Origin of the sequence: Paraburkholderia sp. Cy-641, from assembly GCF_011752945.1 — a bacterium.
GTDB lineage: Bacteria > Pseudomonadota > Gammaproteobacteria > Burkholderiales > Burkholderiaceae > Paraburkholderia.
The window spans coordinates 19784-44417 of the sequence record NZ_VWWM01000046.1 but is presented as its reverse complement, the minus strand read 5'-3'; the positions used below and the strand labels follow the sequence as shown (position 1 = coordinate 44417).

At 64.0% G+C, this 24634-nt stretch carries 23 protein-coding genes and 1 tRNA gene; 12 read left to right on the top strand and 12 right to left on the bottom strand.

Translation table 11 applies throughout. The annotated features are described in order from the left end of the window. Positions 1-20: 20 nt before the first annotated feature. The 4 genes from ftsA to lpxC all read left to right on the top strand — a co-directional run bounded on the left by ftsA (position 21) and on the right by lpxC (position 4551). Positions 21-1253: a cell division protein FtsA gene (ftsA, locus tag F3J20_RS23120; protein WP_167048695.1), complete on the top strand. Its 1233-nt coding sequence runs from the start codon at positions 21-23 to the stop codon at positions 1251-1253. A 116-nt stretch (positions 1254-1369) separates the two neighbouring features. Beyond that, positions 1370-2572 (top strand): cell division protein FtsZ, encoded by a 1203-nt coding sequence (gene ftsZ / locus F3J20_RS23115; protein ID WP_167048697.1) that lies wholly within the window; start codon positions 1370-1372, stop codon positions 2570-2572. Positions 2573-2841: 269 nt separating this feature from the next. Next, positions 2842-3345, top strand: coding sequence for a peroxiredoxin (locus F3J20_RS23110; protein ID WP_167048699.1), 504 nt, complete (start codon positions 2842-2844; stop codon positions 3343-3345). 288 nt (positions 3346-3633) lie between these two features. Then, the gene (gene lpxC / locus F3J20_RS23105; protein ID WP_167048701.1) at positions 3634-4551 is read left to right on the top strand and encodes a UDP-3-O-acyl-N-acetylglucosamine deacetylase; all 918 of its coding nucleotides are present in this window, start codon (positions 3634-3636) and stop codon (positions 4549-4551) included. 89 nt (positions 4552-4640) lie between these two features. Here the strand turns inward: lpxC and F3J20_RS23100 are convergent, their stop codons facing one another. Beyond that, positions 4641-5123 (bottom strand): DUF721 domain-containing protein, encoded by a 483-nt coding sequence (locus F3J20_RS23100; RefSeq protein ID WP_167284629.1) that lies wholly within the window; start codon positions 5121-5123, stop codon positions 4641-4643. A 300-nt stretch (positions 5124-5423) separates the two neighbouring features. Between F3J20_RS23100 and secA the strand changes: the two genes are divergently transcribed. The 4 genes from secA to F3J20_RS23080 all read left to right on the top strand — a co-directional run bounded on the left by secA (position 5424) and on the right by F3J20_RS23080 (position 10984). Then, entirely contained in the window at positions 5424-8243 is a 2820-nt protein-coding gene (secA, locus tag F3J20_RS23095; protein WP_167284628.1) for a preprotein translocase subunit SecA, read from the top strand. A gap of 161 nt (positions 8244-8404) precedes the next feature. Next, positions 8405-9646 (top strand): bifunctional glutamate N-acetyltransferase/amino-acid acetyltransferase ArgJ, encoded by a 1242-nt coding sequence (gene argJ, locus F3J20_RS23090; RefSeq protein WP_167048707.1) that lies wholly within the window; start codon positions 8405-8407, stop codon positions 9644-9646. Positions 9647-9683: 37 nt separating this feature from the next. Then, entirely contained in the window at positions 9684-10553 is an 870-nt protein-coding gene (locus F3J20_RS23085; protein WP_167048709.1) for an ATP-binding protein, read from the top strand. Beyond that, positions 10550-10984: an NUDIX domain-containing protein gene (locus F3J20_RS23080; protein WP_167048711.1), complete on the top strand. Its 435-nt coding sequence runs from the start codon at positions 10550-10552 to the stop codon at positions 10982-10984. Before F3J20_RS23085 ends, F3J20_RS23080 begins: the two co-directional genes overlap by 4 nt. Positions 10985-11128: 144 nt before the next feature. Here the strand turns inward: F3J20_RS23080 and yacG are convergent, their stop codons facing one another. The 9 genes from yacG to F3J20_RS23035 form a co-directional block, all read right to left on the bottom strand. Beyond that, positions 11129-11329, bottom strand: coding sequence for a DNA gyrase inhibitor YacG (gene yacG / locus F3J20_RS23075; RefSeq protein ID WP_167048713.1), 201 nt, complete (start codon positions 11327-11329; stop codon positions 11129-11131). 125 nt (positions 11330-11454) lie between these two features. Next, positions 11455-12210 carry a cell division protein ZapD gene (gene zapD / locus F3J20_RS23070; protein WP_167048715.1) on the bottom strand — a complete coding sequence of 252 codons (756 nt, stop codon included), beginning with the start codon at positions 12208-12210 and terminating at the stop codon, positions 11455-11457. Positions 12211-12723: 513 nt separating this feature from the next. Continuing rightward, positions 12724-13326, bottom strand: a complete 603-nt coding sequence (gene coaE / locus F3J20_RS23065; protein WP_167048717.1) for a dephospho-CoA kinase — start codon at positions 13324-13326, stop codon at positions 12724-12726. Positions 13327-13329: 3 nt separating this feature from the next. Further along, positions 13330-14271: an A24 family peptidase gene (locus tag F3J20_RS23060; RefSeq protein ID WP_167284627.1), complete on the bottom strand. Its 942-nt coding sequence runs from the start codon at positions 14269-14271 to the stop codon at positions 13330-13332. 28 nt (positions 14272-14299) lie between these two features. Then, positions 14300-15526: a type II secretion system F family protein gene (locus tag F3J20_RS23055; protein ID WP_167284626.1), complete on the bottom strand. Its 1227-nt coding sequence runs from the start codon at positions 15524-15526 to the stop codon at positions 14300-14302. Beyond that, entirely contained in the window at positions 15523-16779 is a 1257-nt protein-coding gene (locus F3J20_RS23050; protein ID WP_167284625.1) for an ATPase, T2SS/T4P/T4SS family, read from the bottom strand. Before F3J20_RS23050 ends, F3J20_RS23055 begins: the two co-directional genes overlap by 4 nt. A 147-nt stretch (positions 16780-16926) precedes the next feature. Then, the gene (locus F3J20_RS23045; RefSeq protein WP_167048725.1) at positions 16927-18222 is read right to left on the bottom strand and encodes an HlyC/CorC family transporter; all 1296 of its coding nucleotides are present in this window, start codon (positions 18220-18222) and stop codon (positions 16927-16929) included. 206 nt (positions 18223-18428) lie between these two features. Beyond that, positions 18429-18505, bottom strand: a tRNA-Pro gene (locus F3J20_RS23040). 49 nt (positions 18506-18554) lie between these two features. Beyond that, the gene (locus F3J20_RS23035) at positions 18555-19547 is read right to left on the bottom strand and encodes a polyprenyl synthetase family protein (protein ID WP_167284624.1); all 993 of its coding nucleotides are present in this window, start codon (positions 19545-19547) and stop codon (positions 18555-18557) included. A gap of 283 nt (positions 19548-19830) precedes the next feature. Between F3J20_RS23035 and rplU the strand changes: the two genes are divergently transcribed. The 4 genes from rplU to proB all read left to right on the top strand — a co-directional run bounded on the left by rplU (position 19831) and on the right by proB (position 22957). Next, the gene (rplU, locus tag F3J20_RS23030) at positions 19831-20142 is read left to right on the top strand and encodes a 50S ribosomal protein L21 (protein ID WP_007180329.1); all 312 of its coding nucleotides are present in this window, start codon (positions 19831-19833) and stop codon (positions 20140-20142) included. 25 nt (positions 20143-20167) lie between these two features. After that, the gene (gene rpmA / locus F3J20_RS23025) at positions 20168-20428 is read left to right on the top strand and encodes a 50S ribosomal protein L27 (protein WP_008923994.1); all 261 of its coding nucleotides are present in this window, start codon (positions 20168-20170) and stop codon (positions 20426-20428) included. 217 nt (positions 20429-20645) lie between these two features. Further along, entirely contained in the window at positions 20646-21767 is a 1122-nt protein-coding gene (gene cgtA, locus F3J20_RS23020) for an Obg family GTPase CgtA (RefSeq protein ID WP_167048729.1), read from the top strand. A gap of 71 nt (positions 21768-21838) precedes the next feature. Next, entirely contained in the window at positions 21839-22957 is a 1119-nt protein-coding gene (gene proB / locus F3J20_RS23015; protein ID WP_167048731.1) for a glutamate 5-kinase, read from the top strand. A 142-nt stretch (positions 22958-23099) separates the two neighbouring features. Here proB and F3J20_RS23010 read toward each other — a convergent pair whose 3' ends face one another. Both F3J20_RS23010 and F3J20_RS23005 read right to left on the bottom strand, forming a co-directional pair. Beyond that, positions 23100-23657, bottom strand: coding sequence for a CNP1-like family protein (locus F3J20_RS23010; RefSeq protein WP_167048733.1), 558 nt, complete (start codon positions 23655-23657; stop codon positions 23100-23102). 76 nt (positions 23658-23733) lie between these two features. Further along, positions 23734-24480, bottom strand: a complete 747-nt coding sequence (locus tag F3J20_RS23005) for an RNA pyrophosphohydrolase (protein ID WP_167048735.1) — start codon at positions 24478-24480, stop codon at positions 23734-23736. Positions 24481-24634: the final 154 nt, after the last annotated feature.

The window sequence follows — 24634 nt, the reverse complement described above, 5'->3', positions numbered from 1 at the left end:
TCACACGCAATGAGCACGCTATGAGTAAAGACTATAAGGATCTGCTGGTCGCCCTCGACATCGGGACGTCGAAGGTCGTGGCCATCGTCGCCGAGTTGAAGGGCGAGGGCCACTACGAGGTGATCGGTCTCGGCCAGAGCGAATCGAAGGGGCTCAAGAAAGGCGTGGTGGTGAACATCGAAGCCACCGTGCAGTCGATCCAGCGCGCGCTCGAGGAAGCCGAGCTGATGGCCGACTGCAAGATCACGAACGTGTTCACCGGCATCGCCGGCAGCCATATCCGCAGCTTCAATTCGAGCGGCATGGTCGCGATCAAGGAGAAGGAAGTCACGCAGGCCGACGTCGCGCGCGTGATCGAAACCGCCAAGGCGATCAACATTCCGACCGACCAGCAGGTGCTGCATATCCTCACGCAGGAATTCATCATCGACGGTCAGGAAGACGTGCGCGAGCCGATCGGCATGAGCGGCATCCGCCTCGAAGTGAAGGTGCATATCGTTACCGGCGCCGTGAGCGCGGCGCAGAACATCGTCAAATGCGTGCGCCGCTGCGGCCTCGAAGTGAACGACCTGATCCTGCAGCCGCTCGCGTCGTCGCTCGCGGTGCTGACGGAAGACGAAAAGGAACTGGGCGTGGTGCTCGTCGACATCGGCGGCGGCACGACCGACATCGCGATCTTCAGCGAAGGCGCGATTCGCCACACGGCCGTGATTCCGATCGCCGGCGACCAGATCACGAGCGACATCGCGATGGCGCTGCGCACGCCGACGCCGGACGCCGAAGACATCAAGGTCGACTACGGCATCGCCAAGCAGGCGCTCGCCGATCCGGACGAGATGATCGAAGTGCCGGGTCTCGGCGAGCGCGGTCCGCGCACGCTGTCGCGCCAGGCGCTCGCGGCCGTGGTCGAGCCGCGCGTCGAAGAACTGTTTTCGCTCGTGCAGCAGGTCGTGCGCGAGTCGGGTTACGAAGAACTGCTGAGCTCCGGCGTGGTGCTGACGGGCGGCGCGTCGATGATGATCGGCATGGTCGAGCTCGGCGAGGACATTTTCCTGAAGCCGGTGCGCATCGGCGTGCCGGAATACGCGGGCGGTCTCGCCGACGTGGTGCGCAATCCGCGCTACTCGACGGCGATGGGCCTGCTCGTCGAAGGCCGCTCGCAGCGCATGCGCGGGCGCAAGGTTGCGGTGCAGTCGGGGTCGATGGGGCAGGTGTTCTCGCGCATGAAGGACTGGTTCCTCGGCAACTTCTGATTACAGGTTTCGAGAAATTCGCGCTGGTGCCGGCGGCTGGCGCGCGACAGGGGGTTGCCCGATCTCCTGCCGGATAACGCCGAGTGGCGGTACTTTTTTATCTTGACGGAGGCAACATGGAATTCCAGATGCTGGAAACCGAAACGAACGGCACCATCATCAAGGTCGTCGGAGTCGGTGGCGCTGGCGGCAATGCCGTTCAGCACATGATCAACAAAGGCGTGCAAGGCGTCGACTTCATCGTGATGAACACGGACGCGCAGGCACTGTCGCGTTCGCGTGCCACCGCGGTGATCCAGCTCGGCAACACGGGTCTGGGCGCGGGCGCGAAGCCGGAAATGGGTCGCGCCGCCGCTGAAGAAGCCCGCGAGCGCATCGCCGACGCACTGCGCGGCGCGCACATGGTGTTCATCACCGCCGGCATGGGCGGCGGCACCGGCACGGGCGCGGCACCGGTCGTGGCGCAGATCGCGAAGGAGATGGGCATTCTGACCGTCGGTGTGGTCAGCAAGCCGTTCGAATTCGAAGGCGGCAAGCGCATGCGCGTCGCGGAAGCCGGTTCGCAGCAACTGGAGGATCACGTCGACTCGCTGATCGTCGTGCTGAACGACAAGCTGTTCGAGGTGATGGGCGATGACGCCGAGATGGACAAGTGCTTCCAGTGCGCTGACGACGTTCTGAACAACGCGGTGGCGGGCATTGCGGAAATCATCAACGTCGACGGTCTCGTGAACGTCGACTTCGAAGACGTGAAGACCGTGATGGGCGAGCAGGGCAAGGCGATGATGGGCACGGCGACGGTTGCCGGCGTCGATCGCGCGCGCCTCGCGGCCGAGCAGGCCGTCGCGAGCCCGCTGCTGGAAGGCGTCGATCTGTCGGGCGCGCGCGGCGTGCTGGTCAACATCACGTCGAGCCGTTCGCTGCGTCTGTCGGAAACGCGCGAAGTGATGAACACGATCAAGAGCTATGCCGCGGAAGATGCCACGGTGATCTTCGGCGCGGTGTACGACGATGCGATGGGCGACGCGCTGCGCGTGACGGTCGTCGCAACGGGCCTCGGCCGCGCGGCGAAGAAGCAGCAATCGGCACCGATGACGCTGCTGCGCACCGGCACCGACAACCAGCCGGTCGGCGCGATGCAGCATGCTGCCTACGCACCGGCGGCGGGTCACGCGAGCACGGCCGACTACGGCGCGCTGGATACGCCGGCAGTGTGGCGCACCTCGCGCGACACCGCGGCCTCGCACGTGCAGGCGCTGCAGGAAAAGGGCGTCGACACGTACGACATTCCGGCGTTCCTGCGCAAGCAGGCGGACTGAGCGCGCGGGCAGGCTTTCGTTGCCGCGCTGCGGGTTGTATTGCGGTGCAGCGCTGGCGGACGAATGCACGAGCGTGGCGGGTGAACGGCAAAGAGGTCGCGTATCGTCTGATTCGCGGCAGGGGCGACTGCCCTCTGCGGATTCGCGAAACGGACAGGGCGACTGCCGCCGGGCGGCGCAGCCTGTAGTTGTGTAGTTGGGCTGACGCTGGATTTCACTGCGACACGACGACGTGCGAGCGTGCTTCGCATCGATGCAAAGGACTGAGCATGATCAAGGCAGGTGACAAGCTACCCGACGCGACGCTCTTCGAGTTTGTCGAAGACGAGCGGGCGGGCTGCACGATCGGACCGAACAGTTTCGACGTGCGCGGGCAGACGGCGGGCAAGCGCGTGGTGATCTTCGGATTGCCCGGCGCGTTCACGCCGACCTGTTCGGCCAAACATGTACCGGGTTATGTCGAGCACGCCGAGCAGTTGCGCGCTGCCGGCATCGACGAGATCTGGTGCGTGTCCGTCAACGACGCGTTCGTGATGGGCGCGTGGGGACGCGATCAGCACACCTCGGGCAAGGTGCGCATGATGGCGGACGGCAGTGCGGCTTTCACGCGGGCGCTCGGTCTGGAGCAGGATCTGTCGGCGCGTGGCATGGGAATCCGTTCCCTGCGCTACGCGATGGTGGTCGACGACGGCGTGGTCAAGACGCTGAACGTCGAAGCTGCCGGCAAATTCGAAGTCAGCGATGCGGCGAGTATTCTCGCTACGTTGAGCTAGTTGCTGGCGTCACACCTTCGCTGCGGGCCTGCGCGCTGATGTCGCGTGAGGTTTCGGCCACGGTGATTGCGACGCTTTTGTGACAGGCCGTTACGCGGGCCGATGACCGGAAACGCCTCCGTTCCGGGGCATCGGCCCGTCCCGCTTCCCCTCGCGGTGCCTAAGGGGTAATGCAGCGAAACAGATTGATACGTTCCCTGCAAAGACGCTTGTCTGGGGATTGGAGTATACTTCGCGCTATGAAATAAAAAGTCCCGATTGGGATTTTCAATCGAGTAGAAGATCACCATGTTGAAGCAGCGCACAATCAAATCGATCGTCAAGACTGTCGGCATCGGCCTGCACTCCGGCCGCAAAGTCGACCTGACGCTCCGTCCGGCGGCGCCGGACACTGGCATCGTGTTTTCGCGCGTGGATTTGCCCACGCCGGTGGACATTCCTGCGTCGGCGATGGCGATTGGCGATACGCGTCTCGCCTCCGTGTTGCAGAAAGACGGCGCGCGCGTGTCGACGGTCGAGCATCTGATGTCCGCCTGCGCCGGTCTCGGCATCGACAACCTTTACGTCGACGTCACCGCCGAGGAAATCCCGATCATGGACGGCAGCGCGGGTTCGTTCGTGTTCCTGATCCAGTCGGCCGGTATCGAAGAGCAGAACGCGGCGAAGAAATTCATCAAGGTCACGAAGCCGGTCGAAATTCGCGACGGCGACAAGTTCGCGCGTCTCGACCCGTACTTCGGCTTCAAGCTCAAGTTCACGATCGACTTCCGCCATCCGGCCGTGGACAAAACCGGCCAGGCGCTCGAAGTCGATTTCGCCAACACGTCGTATGTGCGCGAAATCGCGCGTGCCCGCACGTTCGGCTTCGCGCATGAAGTGGAAATGATGCGCGAACTGGGCCTCGCTCGCGGCGGCAGCATGGACAACGCGATCGTGCTCGACGAGTACCGCATCCTGAACAACGACGGCCTGCGTTACGACGACGAGTTCGTCAAGCACAAGATGCTCGACGCGATCGGCGACCTGTATGTGGTCGGCCATCCGCTGCTGGCGTCGTACACCGCGTACAAGTCGGGCCACGGCCTGAACAACGCGCTGCTGCGCGAACTGCTCGCGCACGAAGACGCGTACGAAGTCGTCACCTTTGAAGACACGCAGAAAGCGCCGCGCGGCTTCGCGTACGAAACGCAAACGGCTTTCGCCTGACGCCCGAGTTGTAGCGCACAGGCAAGCCAGATGGAACAACGGCCCTTCGGGGCCGTTTTTTTTCGTCTATTGCTTAGCGATTGCGTTATTCAGCGATTGCGCCGATGCCGGGCCGCCATGCGCGCGAGCGCTTCCTGCAGGGGAGAAGGCGCGAGCGATTCGCTGAGCGCTTGCAGCGCGTCGGCGCCGGCCGGCGTCATGCACGCCTGTTTGACGGGCGGCGGCTCCTTGAGCGGCTGCGGCCGCACGCGAATCTTCAGCGCATGGACCGGCCAGCCGCGCTGCTGCAAATCCGCCAACAGCCGCGGCTCCAGGTGCCTCAGCCGTGCCGCGAGGGCGTTGTGCGCGGCAAAGAGGGCTAGGACACCTTCCTTGATGAAGCCCGGCTCGATGCTGCTCGCCAGATAATCGGGCAGCAACTCGCGCAGATCCTTCTCGAGCGCGGCAATCTGCTCGACGCCCGCGCGCAGCGCGGCGAACGCGTCCGTGCGGCCCAGCACCTCGGAAAGCGGCTGGGGACGGCGCAGATCGAATTGCTTCGGCGGCCTTGAAAAGGACGAAAAACGGCTCATGTTTGGGATTAACGACGTGGGCGCGCACCTTGCACGCCCATGCCGCGATTGTACCGCGCGGGCAGCTTGCGAACCCCGCTTGCGACGCGTCGCCGGAGTTTGCCGGACGGCCCCCGGGGCACCCCCCGAACGCCCGCGCCGTCGCACCTCTGACACAAGCGCTGCCAAAGGCGCGTGCTAGAATGCCCGATTCGAATTCACTCTTGGACTAAGCGGCCAAAGCCTTTCCGACTCTAGGCTCGCGCGTGCCCGAACCGCACACCGCGAGCCAGCCGAAGCCGCGACGCAGACACCGATCCGATGACCACCGGTTTTCTACAGAAGATTTTTGGCAGCCGTAATCAGCGGCTAGTCAAGCAATATCAAAAGACCGTCGCGGCGATCAATGCGCTCGAACCGCAGATCGAGCAATTGACGGACGATCAGCTGCGCGCCAAAACGGGTGAATTCCGCCAACGCGTCGCGAGCGGCGAATCTCTCGACAAGATCCTGCCCGAGGCGTTCGCGGTTTGCCGCGAGGCCAGCAAGCGCGTGCTGAAAATGCGCCACTTCGACGTGCAGTTGATCGGCGGCATGGCGCTGCACTACGGCAAGATCGGCGAAATGCGCACCGGCGAAGGCAAGACGCTCGTCGCGACGCTGCCGGTGTACCTGAATGCGCTGTCGGGGCGCGGCGTGCACGTGGTCACGGTCAACGACTACCTCGCGCAGCGCGACGCCGAATGGATGGCGCGGCTCTACAACTTCCTCGGTCTGTCGGTCGGCATCAACCTGTCGCAGATGGACCACGAGTCCAAGCAGAAAGCCTACGCCTCGGACATCACCTACGGCACCAACAACGAATTCGGCTTCGACTACCTGCGCGACAACATGGTCTACGAGACCGACGCGCGCGTGCAGCGCGGCCTGAATTTCGCGGTCGTCGACGAAGTGGACTCGATCCTGATCGACGAAGCGCGTACGCCGCTCATCATCTCCGGCCAGGCCGAAGATCACACCGAACTCTACGTGCGCATGAACGCGCTGCCGCCGCTGCTCGAACGCCAGATCGGCGAAGAGAAGGCGGACGGCACCGGCGTCGAGAAGCCGGGCGACTACACGCTCGACGAAAAGGGCCGTCAGGTGTTCCTGACCGAATCTGGCCACGAAAAAGCCGAGCGCCTGCTCGCCGAGTGGGGCCTGATCGGCGAGGGCGAAAGCCTCTACGCGCCGCAGAACATCACGCTGATGCACCACGTGTACGCGGCGCTGCGCGCGCACACGCTGTTCTTCAAGGACCAGCACTACGTCGTGCAGAACGGCGAAGTCATCATCGTCGACGAATTCACCGGCCGTCTGATGGCCGGCCGCCGCTGGTCGGACGGTCTGCACCAGGCGGTCGAGGCGAAGGAGCACGTGAAGATCCAGAGCGAGAACCAGACGCTCGCTTCGATCACGTTCCAGAACTACTTCCGCATGTACGCGAAGCTGGCCGGCATGACCGGCACGGCCGACACCGAAGCGTACGAATTCAACGAGATCTACGGTCTCGAAACGGTCGTGATCCCGACCAACCGTCCGCCCAAGCGGATCGACAAGCAGGATCAGATCTACAAGACCGCGAAGGAACGCTACGACGCGGTGATCCGCGACATTCGCGAGTGCTACGAGCGCGGTCAGCCGGTGCTGGTCGGCACGACGTCGATCGAGAACTCGGAACTGCTGTCGCATCTGCTCAAGCAGGCCGGTTTGCCGCGCGAAGTGCTGAACGCGAAGCAGCACGCGCGCGAAGCGGCGATCGTCGCCGAAGCGGGCCGGCCGCAGCGCATCACGATCGCCACCAACATGGCCGGCCGCGGCACCGACATCGTGCTCGGCGGCAACGCGGAGAAACAGGCGTCGTTCATCGAGCAGGACGAAACACTTTCTGACGATGAAAAGCAGCGCCGCATCCAGAAGCTGCACGACGAATGGCAGACGCTGCACGATCAGGTGAAGGCCGCGGGCGGTCTGCACATCATCGGCACCGAGCGTCACGAGTCGCGCCGGATCGACAACCAGCTGCGCGGCCGTGCCGGCCGTCAGGGCGACCCGGGTTCGTCGCGCTTCTATCTGTCGCTCGAAGACCCGCTGCTGCGCATTTTCGCGGGCGACCGCGTACGCGCGATCATGGACCGCCTGAAGATGCCGGAAGGCGAGGCGATCGAAGCGGGCATCGTGTCGCGCTCGATCGAATCGGCGCAGCGCAAGGTCGAGGCGCGCAACTTCGATATTCGTAAGCAATTGCTCGAATACGACGATGTCTCGAACGATCAGCGCAAGGTGATCTATCAGCAGCGCAACGAATTGCTCGAAGCGAACGACATTACCGAGACGATCGGCGCGATGCGTCACGGCGTGATCGCCGACATCGTGCATCAGTTCGTACCGGCGGGCAGCATCGAAGAGCAGTGGGACGTGCCCGAACTCGAGGAAGTGCTGCGCAACGAATGGCAGCTCGATCTCGCGATTCAGGAAATGATCAACGAGTCGAACTCGATCAACGCGGACGAAATTCTCGAAGCGGTCGAGGCCGCCGCCGACGAAGCGTACGAGTCGAAGGTCCAGCTCGTGGGCCGCGAATCGTTCAGCGCGTTCGAGCGCTCGATCATGCTGCAGACGCTCGATCGTGCGTGGCGCGAACACCTGGCGGCGCTCGACCATCTGCGCCAGGGCATCCATCTGCGTGGCTATGCGCAGAAGAATCCGAAGCAGGAATACAAGCGCGAGGCGTTCGAACTGTTCGCCGCGATGCTCGACGCGGTGAAGCTCGAAGTCACGCGCATCGTGATGAACGTGCAGATCCAGTCGCCGGAGCAGCTCGAGGCGGCTGCGGAGCAGATGGAAGAGCAGGGCGGTCATCTCGAGAACGTCGAGTTCCGTCATGCCGAATTCGCGGAAGCCGGCGCCGCCGCGCCCGTCGCAGCCGAAGCGGCCACCGCCGCGATGATCGGCGACGCGATGAGCCACGGCCACGGTCACGGCGTGGCCCCGCAAGCGGTGCATGTGAATACCGACAACGTGCCGAAGGTCGGACGTAACGACCCGTGCCCGTGCGGCAGCGGCAAGAAGTACAAGCAGTGTCACGGCAAGATCGCGTAACGCCGGTGCGGCGCGCTTCTGGGCGCGCCGCGTTGTTTCGGTGTCGTCGTTAGCGCGGCTTTGCCGTTGATTTCGCCGGTGGCCCGGCAGCACGCCCGGGTCACCCGTTCCGTTTCCCCAATGCCGGCACCCGCCGGCATTTTCTTCGACAGGTCGCGACCATGGCTGTCAACTTTCCCTCGATCGATCCCGCTCAGCTCCATCCCGTTGCCGGCGTCACGCTCGGCTGGGCAGAGGCGAATATCCGCAAGCCGAACCGCAAGGACGTGCTCGTCATTTCCGTCGACGAAGGTGCGACGGTCGGCGGCGCGTTTACGCAGAACCGCTTCTGCGCGGCGCCCGTCACCGTGTGCCGCGAGAACCTGCAGCGCGTGCGCGCGGGCGGCAAGCCGATTCGCGCGCTGGTCATCAACACCGGCAACGCGAACGCGGGCACCGGCGAGCCGGGCCTCGCGGCGACGCGCGAAACCTGCGCGGAACTCGCGCGTCTCGCCGACATCGCGCCCGAGCAGGTGCTGCCGTTCTCGACGGGGGTGATTCTCGAACCGCTGCCGGTCGACCGTCTGAAGGCCGGTTTGCCGGCCGCGCTCGCGAACCGCAAGGAAGCGAACTGGTACGACGCGGCGCAGGCGATCATGACGACCGACACGCTGCCGAAGGCGACCTCGCGCCGGGTCACGATCGACGGCCACACGGTCACGCTGACCGGCATCAGCAAGGGCGCCGGCATGATCAAGCCGAACATGGCGACCATGCTCGGCTTTCTCGCGTTCGACGCGGCCGTCGCGCAGCCGGTGCTCGACGAACTCGTCAGGCACGTCGCGGACCGCTCGTTCAACTGCATCACGATCGATGGCGATACGTCGACCAACGATTCGTTCATCCTGATCGCGTCGGGCAAATCGAGCCTGCCCGCGATCACGTCCACCGATTCGCCCGCTTATGCAGCGCTGCGCGACGCGGTGACGGAAGTCGCCCAGACGCTCGCGCAGCTGATCGTGCGCGACGGCGAAGGCGCGACCAAATTCATGACCGTGCATGTCGAAGGCGGCTCGAGCGTCGAGGAGTGCCGCAAGATCGCCTACGCGATCGGCCACTCGCCGCTCGTGAAGACGGCCTTCTATGCCTCGGACCCGAACCTCGGCCGCATTCTCGCGGCCATCGGCTATGCCGGCGTGGACGATCTCGACGTCGGCAAGATCGATCTGTATCTCGACGACGTGCTGGTCGCCACCGCCGGCGGCCGCAACCCGGCCTACCGCGAAGAAGACGGCCAGCGCGTCATGAAAAAGAGCGAAATCGGCATTCGCGTCGTGCTCGGACGCGGCAATGCGCAAGCCACGATCTGGACCTGCGATCTGTCGCACGACTACGTGAGCATCAACGCCGACTACCGCTCGTAATCAGGCTCAATGCGCGGCCGCTGGCCGCCTACTTAACATGGACAAACTCGAACAGTTTCTGACCCGGGCCGAAGCCGTGCTCGGTCGCCTGGAAGCCATGCTTCCCCCCGCCGCGCCGGAAATCGACTGGTCGGCCGCCGTCGCGTTCCGCTGGCGCAAGCGCCAGGGGCGCGGCTACCTGCAACCGGTGCCCGCGATTTCGTCGATCACGCTCGACGACCTGCAGAACATCGATCGCCAGAAAGGGCTGATCGAACAGAACACGCGCCAGTTCGTGCGCCAGCAGCCGGCCAACAACGTGCTGCTGACGGGCGCGCGCGGCACCGGCAAGTCGTCGCTGATCAAGGCCTGCCTGAACGCGTACGCAAAAGACGGGCTGCGTTTGATCGAAGTGGACAAGGACGATCTGCACGATCTCGGCGACATCGTCGATCTGATCGCGAAGCGCCCGGAGCGCTTCATCGTGTTCTGCGACGACCTGTCGTTCGAAGAGGGCGAATCGGGCTACAAGGCGCTGAAGGTTGCGCTCGACGGCTCGGTCGCCGCACAGTCGGACAACGTGCTGATCTACGCGACCTCGAACCGCCGCCATCTGCTGCCCGAGTACATGAGCGACAACGAGACGTACAAGCACACGTCGGATGGCGAGATTCATCCGGGCGAACTGGTCGAAGAGAAGATTTCGCTGTCCGAGCGTTTCGGGCTGTGGGTCAGCTTCTATCCGTTCAAGCAGGACGACTATCTGACGATCATCGCGCACTGGCTGCGGCATTTCGGTTGCGACGACGCCGAAATCGAGGCGGCGCGCGGCGATGCGCTCGTGTGGGCACTCGAACGCGGATCGCGCTCGGGACGTGTCGCGTGGCAGTTCGCGCGCGACTGGTCCGGCCGTAAGACGCCGGCATGAGCGAGGCAAGCGGCAACACGGGCAAGAACGGCGCCGCCCGCCCGGTCACCGAAGTCGCGGTCGGCGTGCTGGTGCAGCCAGACGGGCGCTATCTGCTCGCGCAGCGTCCGGCGGGCAAGCCGTACGAGGGCTACTGGGAGTTTCCGGGCGGCAAGCTCGAACCGGGCGAATCGGTCGAGGCCGCGCTCGCGCGCGAACTGCACGAGGAGCTTGGGATCGAGGTCGAGGCGAGCCATCTGTGGCATACGCTCGAACACGATTATCCGCATGCCTATGTGCGGCTGTTCTTCTGCAAGGTGACGCAGTGGTCGGGCGAGCCGCATGGGCGCGAAGGCCAGGCGTTCGTGTGGCAGAGCTTGCCTGCCGAGGTCTCGCCGCTGCTGCCGGCGACCATTCCGGTGCTGGAGTGGCTGGCGGCCGAGAAGACGTAGTCGGCGGGTAGCACGTGTAGCAGATGAAACCACGCGGTGACGGGGGTTGTGCGAACAGCGCCGGGCCGCGTGGTTTTTTATCGTCTGTTTATCGCCTTTTATTGCCGGTCTTTCGATGGCCTTTTTTTAGTCTCGCGACCGGACTCAATGCGGGTTGTAATCGTCACGAGACGTTTCATCGGATGACGAGGCTTCCTGGTCGTTGCCGCCGATCTTGTATTTCTCGGCGGCCCATGCGCCGAGATCGATCTGCTTGCAGCGTTCGGAACAAAAAGGACGGAAGCGGTTTTCAGGGGTCCAGCGGACATCTTTGCCGCAAGTAGGACATTTGACGACGGTAGGCATACGGTCGGACAGTCAATCGCAAACGGAACAAGTAACGAATATAAGGCTATTTTGCGCCGTTTCAAAGGCGCGTTCCCTGAATCCGGATTGGGCTGTTTGGGTCTGTTAAGGACGGCGACGAGCGCTTACAGGCTGCAAAGCGTGAGCTGGAACGGTACGTCGACGTCGACCGCGCGCGGCCGCAGATCGCCGTCCTGCACCGTGAAGCGCACCCACAGCATGTACTTGTTGGCGCTCGCTTCGGGAATCACGCGCAATTCAGGTGCCACGCGCACCTGCATCAATTGATACGAGCGGCCCGACAGCATCTGCTGATAGCTGCCCTGCATCGCCATCACCTTCGACGCCTGGCCCGATTCGCGCGCGAGCCGCAGCACGATGGTGGCCGCGTCGCGCAGCGGCAGCAGCGGCGTGACCCATTTGGCGATGTCCTGGCGACGCTGATCGGGATGCAGCTGTTGCCACGCATAGTAGGACGGCAGATCGAATTTGCAGGTACCGCCAGGAATGATGGCGCGGCTGCGAATGCTCGCGAGCCATTCGTTGTCTGCAAGATGCTGGCCGGTTTTGCCCTGCATCTGCGCGAGCCCTGCGAGCGTTTGCTCGATTTCGCCGAGCACCGCTTCCAGCGCGTTCTGTTCGATGCCGGGATTGCCGCGAAACGGCGCGAGCGTTTGCCGTTGCCGCTCGAGCTCCTTCATCAGATCGGACTTCAGATCTGCGCGACCCGCGACTTCGGAGATTTCGAACAACGTTGTCAGTGCGACGTGATGTTCCCTAGCGTCTTCCTGAGTCAGAAAGAACGTGAAGCGCTCGAACAGATCTTCGAGGCGCAACAGCGTTCTGATTCGCTCGTTGAAGGGGTACTCGTAAAGGATCAAGCGGGCTCGCCTCGGGCGTGGTCGGTGACAGGAATGCAAAACATTCTAATGCCGTGGGACTACCCAAGCAATCACGCACTTTTTCAGCGCGCTTTCGCAACTTTTTTCGTGACTTCACGATGGTTCAGAGCGTTTCGGCTGCTGGGGGCGCGCAAAGTTCAATGCGCGGGTGGCGGTTCGTGTGGGAACCTGGGCTGATGGTGCCTCGTGCCGCGGTTGAGTCATGCCGGTGGCGGGTTTTTGCCTCGGGCGTGCTCGTGCATGAGGCGTGCCGCGGACACGCTTGTGTCATGTTGCGCTCGCGTTGCGCTTCGAGATTCGCGTGGCGCTTCATCGGGACGCATGCATGCGATCGATCCGCGTACGGATCGATCGCGGCCAGGTGCGGCACACGCCTATGCAACGCATGTGTGCGATCCGGGTGCGTCACGTATCGCGGTATTGCGCGTGTGCGCAGGTCAGCGCACGCGGCGGCTTCGGTTTGGCCGGCCCTCTCGCTCGTTCACCCGTTACTCACCCATTCGCGAGCAACAGGTACGCGCGATGCCGTACATCCACCTGAGCTTCGAGCGCTTCGAGCGGCGCATTGTCGTTGTCGATGACGTCGTCGGCGGCGGCTAAGCGCGCTTCGCGCGTGGCCTGGCGCGCGATGATCGCGAGGATCTGTTCGCGGCTGAAGCCGTTGCGCTTCATCACGCGCGCGATCTGCGTCTCGACGCTGCAATCGACGGTCAGCACCCGATTCGCCCGGTTCTTCCACGTACCGGATTCGACCAGCAACGGCACCACGACGATCACGTACGGCCCTTGCGCCTCGCGTTGCTCGCGCTCGGTTTCCGCGCGAATCAGCGGATGCGTGATGCTTTCGAGACGCTTGCGCGCCGCTTCGTCGCTGAACACGAGCGAGCGCATGCGCGCGCGATCGAGCGAGCCGTCCGGCTCGACGAACTCCGTGCCGAATTCGGCGGCAATGAGCGGCATCGCGACGCCATGCGGCGCGGTGATGCGATGCGCGATCACGTCGGTGTCGACGAGCGGCACGCCGCGCGCGGCAAACAGATTAGCCACCGTCGATTTGCCGCTGCCAATGCCGCCAGTCAGTCCCACAACGAACATGCTTCAGCCTCCCAGAGCCAGATAGAGCGGCGTGCCGACAAATAGCGTGAGCGCACCGCCCGCGGCGAGAAACGGCCCAAACGGCAGCGGCTCCTCGAAGCGCATGCGGCCGCGCCACGTGGCCGCGAGTCCGACCACCGCACCGGCGATCGCCGCGATCAGCACGATTTGCGGCAGGGCAGCCCAGCCGAGCCAGGCGCCGAGGGCGGCTAGCAGCTTGAAATCGCCGTAGCCCATGCCTTCGACGCCACGTACGAGACGGAACACCCAATGCACGGCCCATAGCGCGAGATACCCGAAGATCGCGCCGAGCACCGCGTCGTGCAGGTTCGTGAACATACCGTTGAAATTGACGATGATGCCGGCCCACAGCAGCGGCAGCGTCATCGAGTCGGGCAACAGGTGCGTGTCGATGTCGATCGCGCTCATCGCCAGCAGCGTCGCGCACAGGCCGAACGCGGCGAGCGCCATCATGGTCGGGCCGAACACCGCGAGCACGCTCGCGGCGCAGGCGGCGCTCGCAATTTCGAGCAGTGGATAGCGCAGGCTCACATGCGTGCCGCACGCGGAGCAACGCCCGCGCAACATGAGATAGCTCAGGACCGGCAGGTTTTCCCACGCGCTCAGAACGTGACCGCAATGCGGGCATGCGCTGCGCGGCACCCACAGGTTATAGCGCGCGGGCAGGCCGTCGTCGGCTTGCGGCGTCTCGGTGGCCTCGTTGATTTCCTCGCGCCAGGCGCGTTCGAGCATGATGGGCAGCCGATGCACGACCACGTTCAGAAAGCTGCCGATCACGAGGCCGAACACGATCGCGAACGCGATCTGCACGCCCGCGGGCAGACTGGCGATCGCGAGCCCGACATCGCTCGCGAAGCGGCCTGGCAGTAAGCCCGCGAGCAGGCTGGAAGAGGTTTCTTGCACGAGCGGAAGAGGAGCCTGCATGGAGTTTGGAATGGATTCGGCTGCGATGCTACACCACGTTGCCGAGTTGAATAATGGGAAGATACATCGCAATCACGAGGCCCCCGACCAGCGCGCCGAGCACGACGATCACGAGCGGTTCGCACAGGCTCGACAGCGTGCCGATCTTTTCGTCCACCTGGCGATCGGCGAGCGAGGCGACGTCGAGCAGCATCGTGTCGAGCGCCCCCGATTCCTCGGCGACCGCAACGGGCTGCACGACCTCGGACGGGAAGCATTGCGCGGCGCGCATCGCCGCGGCGAGCCGTTCGCCGCGCCGCAATCTCACCGCGATGCCCGCCGTGGCGCGATCGAAAAAGGCATTGCCGGTTGCGTGCGTGAGCGAGTCGAAGGCATCGGCGAGCGGTGTGCCGGCGGACAGCAGCGTGCCGAGCGCGCGGCTCCAGCGCGCCGCGCACAGCGTGCGCAGCAGCGGGCCGGCTACCGGCAGATTGAGCGAGGCGCGCGCAAAACGGATGCGGGCGCTGGCCGACCGCCGCAACACGAACGTCATGGCCGAGCTCAGCGCGGCCAGCAGCGCAAACGCCGGCACGCTCCAGCGCGCCGCGCCGGCTGACAGCGCTAGCACGAACTGTGTCGGCGCGGGCAACTGGGCACCGAAACCGTCGAAAATCTGCTTGAAGGTCGGCACGACCCACACCAGCAACGCAGCCGTAATCGCCATGGCGAGCAGCAGGATCGCGACCGGGTAGGTCAGCGCCGCGCGTACTTTCGCGCGTTGCGCGGCGGCGCGTTCGCGGTCGTCGGCGAGACGGGCGAGCACCGTGGCGAGTGCGCCCGCGGCTTCGCCGACTTCGACGAGCTGGCAGTACAGCGCGTTGAACTGCGCGGGGTGCCGCTGCAATGCCGCCGAAAAGCGCAGGCCGGCGGTGATGTCGCGCGCGACGGCGGCGATGATGCGCGGCATGCCTTGCCGGCGCGACGCGGGGGCTTGCGCGAGCAGTTCGAGCGCGGGTGCGAGTGGCAGACCGGCGCGCAACAGGCTCGCGAGTTGCCGCGTGAACAGCGTGACGTCGGCGGCGCGGGTTTGGGGGCGTGGCGCCGGCCCTTGCATCGCGAGTTCCACGATGAACAGGTTGTCGCGTTTGAGCATGGCCCGTGCGGCGCTCGCGTCCGGCGCGATCAGCGAGCCGCTTTGACGCGCGCCGTCGGCGTCGAGGCCGTGCCATTTGAAGCGCTGGTCGGCAGCGGGGCGAAGGAGCGGAACGGTGCTCATGCGACTTCGGTGGCGGCGAGCGCTTCGGCGAGACTCGTGGTGCCGTCGCGTACGCGCGCGAGCGCGGCGTCGCGCAACGTCGCGACCTGTTCGGTCTGCGCGAGCCGGGCCAGCTCGTGGACGCCCGCGCTGGCGACGATCAGTTCGCGCATAGCGTCGGAGACCGGCATCACCTGGTGAATGCCGACGCGTCCCCGGTAGCCGATGCCGTGGCAGGCCGCGCAGCCGACTGCCGCATAAGGCTGCCAGCCATCGAGCCGGTGGGCGGCGAACCCGGCTGCCTCGAGCGCCGCCGCCGAATGCGGCGCTGGCTTGCGGCACGCGGCGCACAGGCGCCGCACGAGCCGTTGCGCCGTCACCATCCGCAGCGCGGCCGCGAGGTTGTAGGGCTCGACACCGATGTCGATGAGCCGCGCGATCGCCGCGGGGGCATCGTTCGTATGCAAGGTGGACAGCACGAGGTGGCCGGTTTGCGCGGCCTTGACCGCGACGTCGGCGGTCTCGTTGTCGCGGATTTCGCCGACCATGATGACGTCCGGGTCCTGACGCAGAAACGCGCGCAGTGCGACTGCGAAAGTCAGCCCGGCTTTCTCGCGCACACTGACCTGATTGATGCCGGCGAGCTGGATCTCCGCCGGGTCCTCGACCGAGCAGAGATTGCGCGCCTCGCCGTTCAGCAGATTCAGAAAGCAGTACAGCGACAGGGTTTTGCCGCTGCCGGTCGGTCCGGTGACGAGCACAAGACCGTGCGGCGCGCGAATCGCAGCGTCGACGGTTTGACGCTGTTGCGGATCGAGGCCGAGCGAATCGAGCGAAAGATCGGCGGGCAGTGCGTCGAGCCGGCGCAGCACGAGCTTTTCGCCGAACAGAGTGGGCAGCGAGTTGACGCGATAGTCCTCGATGCGCTGCGGCGTGCTGGCGATGCGCAGGCGACCGTCCTGCGGCACGCGCCGTTCGGCGATGTCGAGCCGCGCGAGTACTTTCACGCGCGTGACGAATGCATCGCGCAGATGAGCGGGCGGCCGCGGGATTTCATGCAGCACGCCGTCGATCCGCAAGCGTATGCGCCAGCCGTGCTCGGCCGGCTCGATGTGAATATCCGACGCATTGCGCCGCGTCGCTTCCCGCAGCGTGTCGGTCAGGAGACGCACGGCCGGGGCGTTGTCGGGATCGGCGAGACTGGCTGCGCCAGTTTCGCCGTTAAAGGGCAGGGCGCGCGGCGTGGCCGTCGCGGCTGCAAAGGAGTTGGACATGAGAGACCGGCGATGAGCCGCCTGTAGAACGTGACGGCTTCATCTTCCGGCAGTGAGGGCGGCAGCGCCATTCAGCCATTCGGCTAATGGCGCGCTGAACTGCCGTGTGCGATGCTGATCGCGAATCGGCGATTGCCAGCCAGGGCGTTAGTTGGGGCGCGCTTTGGCGGCTTTGCGCGACGGCGGTTTGAACAGCTTGACGGTGCGAATCGCCTGATCGTCGCTGCGCATGACTTCGAGCTTGATCTCGCCGATCTGCACGCAGACGTCGCCATCGGGAATGTCTTCGAGAATTTCGAGAATCAGGCCGTTGAGCGTTTTCGGGCCGTCGGTGGGCAGCGTGAGGTGCAGCCAGCGGTTCAGTTCGCGCAGCGGCATGCTGCCCGCGACGATGCATTCGCCATCCTCGTTCCAGCCGCCGCGCGAACTGGCGCCGCGCGGAATCGAGGTGGTGAATTCGCCGATCAGCTCCTCGATGATGTCTTCTGGCGTGACGAGCCCTTGCAGTTCGCCGTATTCGTCGACGACGAGCGCGGTGCGCTGGCGGCTCTCCTGGAAATATTGGAGCTGCTGGAACACCGGCGTGCCGCTCGGCACGAAATACGGCTCGGTCAGCAGTTCGCGCAGGGTGTCGCGCCCGAGTTCCTGGTTGTGCAGGGCCGCGAGCGTTTTGCGTACGTGCAGCACGCCGAGCACACGGTCGATGTCGCCCTGGTAGACGATCAGCTTGTTGTGATAGCAGGTTTCGAGTTGATGCAGGATCTGCTCGAACGGCGCGTCGAAGTCGAGCGCCTCGATGCGGCGGCGCGGGATCATTACGTCGTCCACGGAGATGTTTTCGAGGTCGAACAGATTCAGCAGGATGCTGCGGTGCTTGGTCGGCATGAAGCTGCCGGACTCGAGCACGATGGTGCGCAATTCTTCGGTGGAGAGCCGCTGGTCACGCGCGCTTTTCGTGTTGATGTGCAGCACGCGCAGGATGCCGTTCGCGAACAGGTTGACGAACCAGATGAGCGGTTTCGCGGCGCGCATCAGCGGCGCGATGAGCAGGCTCGCGGGTAGCGCGATCTTCTCGGGAAAGGTTGCGCCGACGATTTTCGGCGTGATCTCCGCGAACACGATGATCAGAAACGCGACGAGCCCGGTCGCGATCGACAGGATGAGGTTGTTGCGGCCGAACGTGTGCAGCGCGAGCGAGGTCGTGAGCACCGGGATGATCGTATTGAACAGGTTGTTGCCGATCAGGATGACGCTCAGCAGTTGATCGGTACGCGCGAGCAGGCCCTGGGTCGTTTTCGCGCCGAGCGTGTTCTGGTTGGCAAGGTGCTTCAGACGATGGCGGTTGAGCGCCATCATCGCTGTCTCGGAAATGGAAAAGAAGGCGGAGCAGACGAGTAGCAGAAGGACGGCGCCAATCTGCGCCCATAAGGGAAGTTGTTCCACGCGTCGTGAAAAATAAGGGAAAGGATGGAGAGAATATAGCAGAGGGGGCTATGCGGCCCGCCACTGGGGTTGGCGCCGATATGGACGATGTGGTGGCTGTGTGTCGCCGGTGTAGCAACGGCTGCGGGTAAAAAACGACGTGCAAAACAAAAAACCGCCGAGCAATGCTGCGGCGGTTTTTGAACCTTGAACGAACAAGGAGAATCTGGTCGGGGTGAGAGGATTCGAACCTCCGGCCTCTACGTCCCGAACGTAGCGCTCTACCAGGCTAAGCTACACCCCGATTAGGTACTGCTGACTCGATTCAGACTAACCCGGCGTTTCAGTCTCGTTCAAGACTGCCTTGCCGTTGAGTAAGAACATAATTCTAGCAGGCTCTCTTTAAAAATGGAATGGGGGAATGAAGAAATTGCCGCCGCGGCTGCCTGGGCTTCCTGTTTCGCGCATTCGAGCGTGTGATCGAGCGCGCCGGAGCGCGTGATCGCCTCGAAAATCGTTTCGAAACGGTCGGTGCCGCCCTGCTCGATCGCTTCGCGCGCGAGTGCCGACTGCTCCGGCGTGCCGCGTTCGATCAGATAGATGAGCGGCAGCGTCGGTTTGCCTTCGCGCAGATCGTCGCCGGCGTTCTTGCCCATCGATTCGGCCGTGCCCGTGTAGTCGAGCCAGTCGTCCATGATCTGGAACGCCGTGCCGATGCGCCGGCCGAATTCCGCCGCGGCCGCTTCGATTTTCGCGTCCGCGCCGGCCAGCACCGCGCCCAGCTGGGCGGCCGCTTCGAACAGCTTGGCGGTCTTGTAGCGGATCACCTGCATGTAGCGGGCTTCGTCGACGTCCGCGTCGTGCATGTTCAGCAATTGCAGCACTTCGCCCTCGGAGATGATGTTGGTCGCCTCCGACAGAATCTCCATGACCCGCATCTTGCCGACGCCGACCATCATCTGGAACGAGCGCGAGTAGAGAAAATCGCCGACCAGCACGCTCGCGGCGTTGCCGAACAGCGCGTTGGCGGTCTGACGGCCGCGCCGCAGGTCGGATTCGTCGACCACGTCGTCATGCAGCAAGGTGGCCGTGTGGATGAATTCGACGACCGCCGCCAGTTCGTGCCGGTGCCCCGTCGTGTCGCCGAGCGCGCCCGCCACGAGCAGCAGCAGCGCGGGCCGCAGCCGTTTGCCGCCAGCGCCGATGATGTACTCGGAAATCTGGTTGATCAGCATCACGTCGGACGCAAGACGTTGCCGGATGACGCGATTCACCTGCTGCATGTCTTCGGCGACCGGAGCAAGCAGGCTGGCGACGTTGGGGGAAGGGGTGGCAGTCGACGACATGATGGCTGAATTGGGTAGTGCCGCGAATTATAAGGCGATCGGGGCGCTTCCGGGTCGTCGGCTGCGGCGCGGGCGCTTTGCCGCGTCGGCAGCGCCGCATGCCGGGGCTGCGTGGGAGGTGCCGGGTGCCGCTCGCCCCGTCGCGAAAGTAAGGCCGGAAGGCGGCGGAAAGACTCTTAAACGGTTTTGGAAACAGGTTTTGACCGAGCAGCTAACTCCATGTATAATTGAGAGTTTCCGCGCGCGGTGCGTGGGAAAAAATGAACAAAGAGTGAGGTTCTCAATGTACGCGGTCATAAAAACCGGTGGCAAGCAGTACAAGGTTGCCGTCGGCGAAAAACTTAAAGTAGAACAGATACCGGCAGACATTGACGCTGAAATCACGCTCGACCAGGTTCTCGCAGTGGGCGAAGGCGAATCGATTAAGTTCGGTACGCCGCTGGTCAGTGGGGCTTCCGTCAAGGCTACCGTCGTGTCGCAGGGTCGTCACGCAAAAGTGACCATCTTCAAGATGCGTCGCCGGAAGCACTACCAGAAGCATGGCGGCCACCGCCAGAACTATACCGAACTGCGCATCGACGCGATCAACGCGTAAGCGCACCGGTTAAGGAGCAGATCAAATGGCACACAAAAAGGCAGGCGGATCGTCCCGGAACGGCCGCGACTCCGAATCGAAGCGCCTCGGCGTGAAGGTTTACGGCGGCCAGGCTATCAACGCTGGCGGCATCATCGTGCGTCAGCGCGGCACGCGCATGCACGCTGGTGAAAACGTCGGCATGGGCAAGGATCACACCCTGTTCGCGCTGAAGGACGGCCACGTTCAGTTCTCGACGAAGGGCGCGGCGAAGAAGCACACCGTTTCCGTCGTCCCGGCAGCCTGAGTTTAATCAGGCACGGGCTTCAGGACCGGAAAAAGGCCCCGCGAAGTTCGCGGGGCCTTTTTTATTGCGGCGCCTTCTGCGCGCGGCATCGATCGCTGGCTGGCTGTGCCTATGCCGTTCGGTCGATTGATCAACGCGCAACGCGCGCGGCAAAATAGCAGCATCCAATCAGGCAGTACACCCTGCATCTGGCAGCACATACGGGACGGAGTTACGCATGAAGTTCATTGACGAAGCGAGGATTGAAGTCATCGCCGGCGACGGAGGGGATGGCAGCGCGTCGATGCGCCGCGAGAAATTCGTTCCGTTCGGCGGTCCGGATGGCGGCGACGGCGGCCGGGGCGGCAGCGTGATCGCGGTCGCGGACCGCAACATCAACACGCTGATCGACTACCGCTACGCGAAAAAACATCTGGCTCGCAACGGCGAAAACGGTCGCGGTTCGGACTGCTACGGCAAGGGCGGCGACGACATCACGCTGCGCATGCCGGTCGGCACCACGATCACCGACATGGAAACTGGCGAGTTGATCGCCGATCTGACCGAGCACAATCAGAGCGTGCAAATTGCGCAGGGCGGTGCGGGCGGTCTCGGCAATCTGCATTTCAAATCCAGCACGAACCGCGCGCCGCGTCAGAAGACCGACGGCAAGCCGGGCGAGCGCCGCATGGTGCGCCTCGAACTGAAAGTGCTGGCCGACGTTGGCCTGCTTGGCATGCCGAACGCCGGCAAGTCGACGTTTATCTCGTCGGTGTCGAACGCGAAGCCGAAAATCGCCGATTACCCGTTCACGACGCTCGCGCCGAATCTCGGCGTGGTGCGCGTCGGGCCGAGCCGCAGCTTCGTGATCGCCGACATTCCCGGTTTGATCGAAGGCGCGGCCGAAGGCGCGGGTCTCGGCCACCAGTTCCTGCGCCACCTGCAGCGCACTGGCCTGCTGCTGCACATCGTCGACATTGCACCGTTCGACGAGTCGATCGATCCGGTCGTGGAAGCGAAGGCGATCGTCAACGAACTGCGCAAGTACGACGATCAGCTCTATCAGAAGCCGCGTTGGCTCGTTCTGAACAAGCTCGACATGGTGCCCGAAGACGAGCGCGAAGCGCGCGTGTCGGCGTTCCTCGAAGGTTTTGGCTGGGATGGTCCGGTGTTCGAGATTTCGGCGCTGACCGGCCAGGGCTGTGAGAATCTCTGCTACGCGGTGTTCGACTACCTCGCCGAACATTCCGATGCGCAGCGCGCGGCCGAAGCCGAAGACCTTGCTTCCGACGTGCGTTTCCGCGAAGGATCGGGAGTCCAGGCCGCGGTTGGCGAGTCCGGCAGCCACCCGCAGGAATAAAAACTCCAGCGCCGGCGCCAGCAGGCGGGCTGCCGGCATGTATCACGCGTCATCTTGGGAGACAGCGCACGATGCGTTCGGTCATCGCGGATTCACGGCGATTGGTAGTGAAGGTCGGTTCGAGCCTCGTCACGAACGACGGGCGCGGCCTCGATCATACGGCGATCGGCCGCTGGGCCGCGCAGATTGCGGCGCTGCGCGCGCAAGGCAAGGAGGTGGTGCTGGTCAGCTCGGGCGCCATCGCCGAGGGCATGCAGCGGCTCGGCTGGACCAAACGGCCGCGTGAAATCGACGAGTTGCAGGCGGCCGCGGCCGTCGGGCAGATGGGGCTTGCGCAGGTGTACGAAAGCCGCTTCGCCGAGCACTCGATCCAGACCGCGCAGATTCTGCTGACGCACGCCGACCTCGCCGACCGCGAGCGTTACCTGAATGCGCGCTCCACGTTGCTCACGCTGCTACGCCTCGGCGTCGTGCCGATCATCAACGAAAACGACACGGTCGTAACCGACGAAATCAAGTTCGGCGACAACGACACGCTCGGCGCGCTGGTCGCCAATCTGATCGAAGGCGACGCACTCGTCATTCTCACGGATCAGCAAGGCCTTTTCACGGCCGATCCGCGCAAGGAGCCGAGTGCCACGCTCGTTCAGCAGGCCGACGCCGGCGCGCCGGAGCTCGAAGCGATGGCGGGCGGCGCAGGTTCGAGCCTCGGCCGCGGCGGCATGCTGACCAAGATTCTTGCTGCCAAGCGCGCGGCGCATAGCGGCGCCAATACGGTGATCGCGAGCGGACGCGAGGTGGACGTGCTGTCGCGGCTTGCGTCGGGCGAAGCGATCGGCACGCAGCTCATCGCCCGCACCGCGCGGATGGCGGCGCGCAAGCAGTGGATGGCCGATCACCTGCAGGTGCGCGGCCACGTCGTGATCGACGACGGCGCGGTGGAAAAGCTGACCGCAGGCGGCAAGAGCCTGTTGCCGATCGGCATCGTCGGTGTGCAGGGGGCGTTTGCGCGCGGCGAGGTGATTGCGTGCGTGAGCGCGTCGGGGCGCGAGGTGGCGCGCGGTTTGACGAACTACAGCAGCGCCGAAACCAGGCTGATCCAGCGGCGCCCCAGCGGCGAAATCGAGTCGGTGCTCGGCTATATGCTGGAGCCCGAGTTGATCCACCGCGACAACCTCGTGTTGCTCTGATTCGTCCCGCGACGCGAACCCGAACAAGGTTCGTAGAAAGCCAAAGCCCACAAAAAAGCCGCTCCAGCCTGAACTGGAACGGCTTTTTCCGTCTTTGGCGCAACGCACCGGGAGGAACCCGGAGCGCGCCCGCGAACGCAACTCAGTGAATCTGCGACGTTTGCGTGCGCTTGTAGCGAATGTTCTCGACGATGTGCTGCGCGCTGCCAGTCGGAATCTTGTTCGCGCACATGTAGTCCTGGTACAGCGCCGCCTGGTACGCGTTCAGCGCGCCATTCTCGATGCGCGAAAACTGGTTGGCGACATCCTTGTCCCAGCCGTCGTGATCGGCATTCAGGCCCGCATACTGGCGCCACTCGTACGTGTCGCAGCGGATACCTTCGTAGTTCACGTTGCGCGCGCCGCTCGGGCTCGTGACGACCACCGTGTAACGCACGACGCCGTCGTCGCCGACGCTGACGGATTTCGCGTCGATTGCGAATTGCAGCGGCGTATTGCCGGACACCTCGAACGGCAGCAGATTCGCCTCCGTCGGCAGAGGTGGCAGCGTGTCTACCTTGTTTTCAACCCAGTTGCCCTTGCGGTCCAGCAGATAGACGAACGCGCTGTCGTCTTTATTGGTCGGTTTGCCGGCGCTCGAACAGCCTGCCAGCAGGGCGCCTGTGGCGACGCACGCCGCGGCGAGAGCAAATGCTTTCAATCTGATTCCCTCGAAAGACGGACGCGGCCCGAAAGCCGCGCCAGAGAGAGGCGGCATGGACAGCCGCCCGGAATTGTTAACCGCGCATGCCCGGCCGGACCAGCGGGCCGGCGCTTTCGTCGGCGGATTCCTCGTCGTGCCGCGCTTCGCTGTTCGCTTGTACGGCTTCGGCGTCATCTCCGCAATCCTGCATGACCACAACGTGAGTCGTGGTCGCGATGCTCACCGAACTCACGACAGTGACCGAAGTCACCGTACTGACCGTGGAATCCGGAGGACTCTGCATCGACGAGGTCACCCGGGGATAGCGCGACCCATGGTGCCCGCCAGGTTTTTCCGCACGCGGCACAGGCCGGCGCATGAAACGGGATAGCTCCGTCAGCGCCAACTGATACACATCCCGCTTGAACTCGATCACACAGTCGAGCGGCACCCAGTACTCGTTCCAACGCCAGGCATCGAACTCCGGGTGGTCGGTGGCGCGCAAGCAGATATCGCAGTCGCGTCCCACCATCCGGAGCAAGAACCAGATTTGCTTCTGGCCGCGGTAATGACCGCGTACTTCACGCTTGATGAACTTGTCAGGCACCTCATAACGCAACCAGTCGCGCGTGCGACCGATCACCTTGACGTGCTCAGGAAGCAGTCCGGTTTCTTCGTGTAACTCCCGATACATCGCTTGCACGGGGGTCTCACCATATTTGATGCCCCCTTGCGGAAACTGCCAGGAATGTTCACGGAGCCGTTTGCCCCAAAACACCTCGTTGTGCGCGTTCAAGAGGATGATGCCGACGTTCGGGCGAAAGCCTTCACGATCCAGCATACAACCACCTTCGAATCCTTTAAAATTGCTTTGATTATAAACAGATAACGGACCCTACGCACCGAATCGCATAAGAATGGAACGATTCGCCGCAATGGGCCCGTGTTTGCGGTAGCCTGTCGGTTTCCCGTGCCATGTCCCTTGTGCGAAGGCT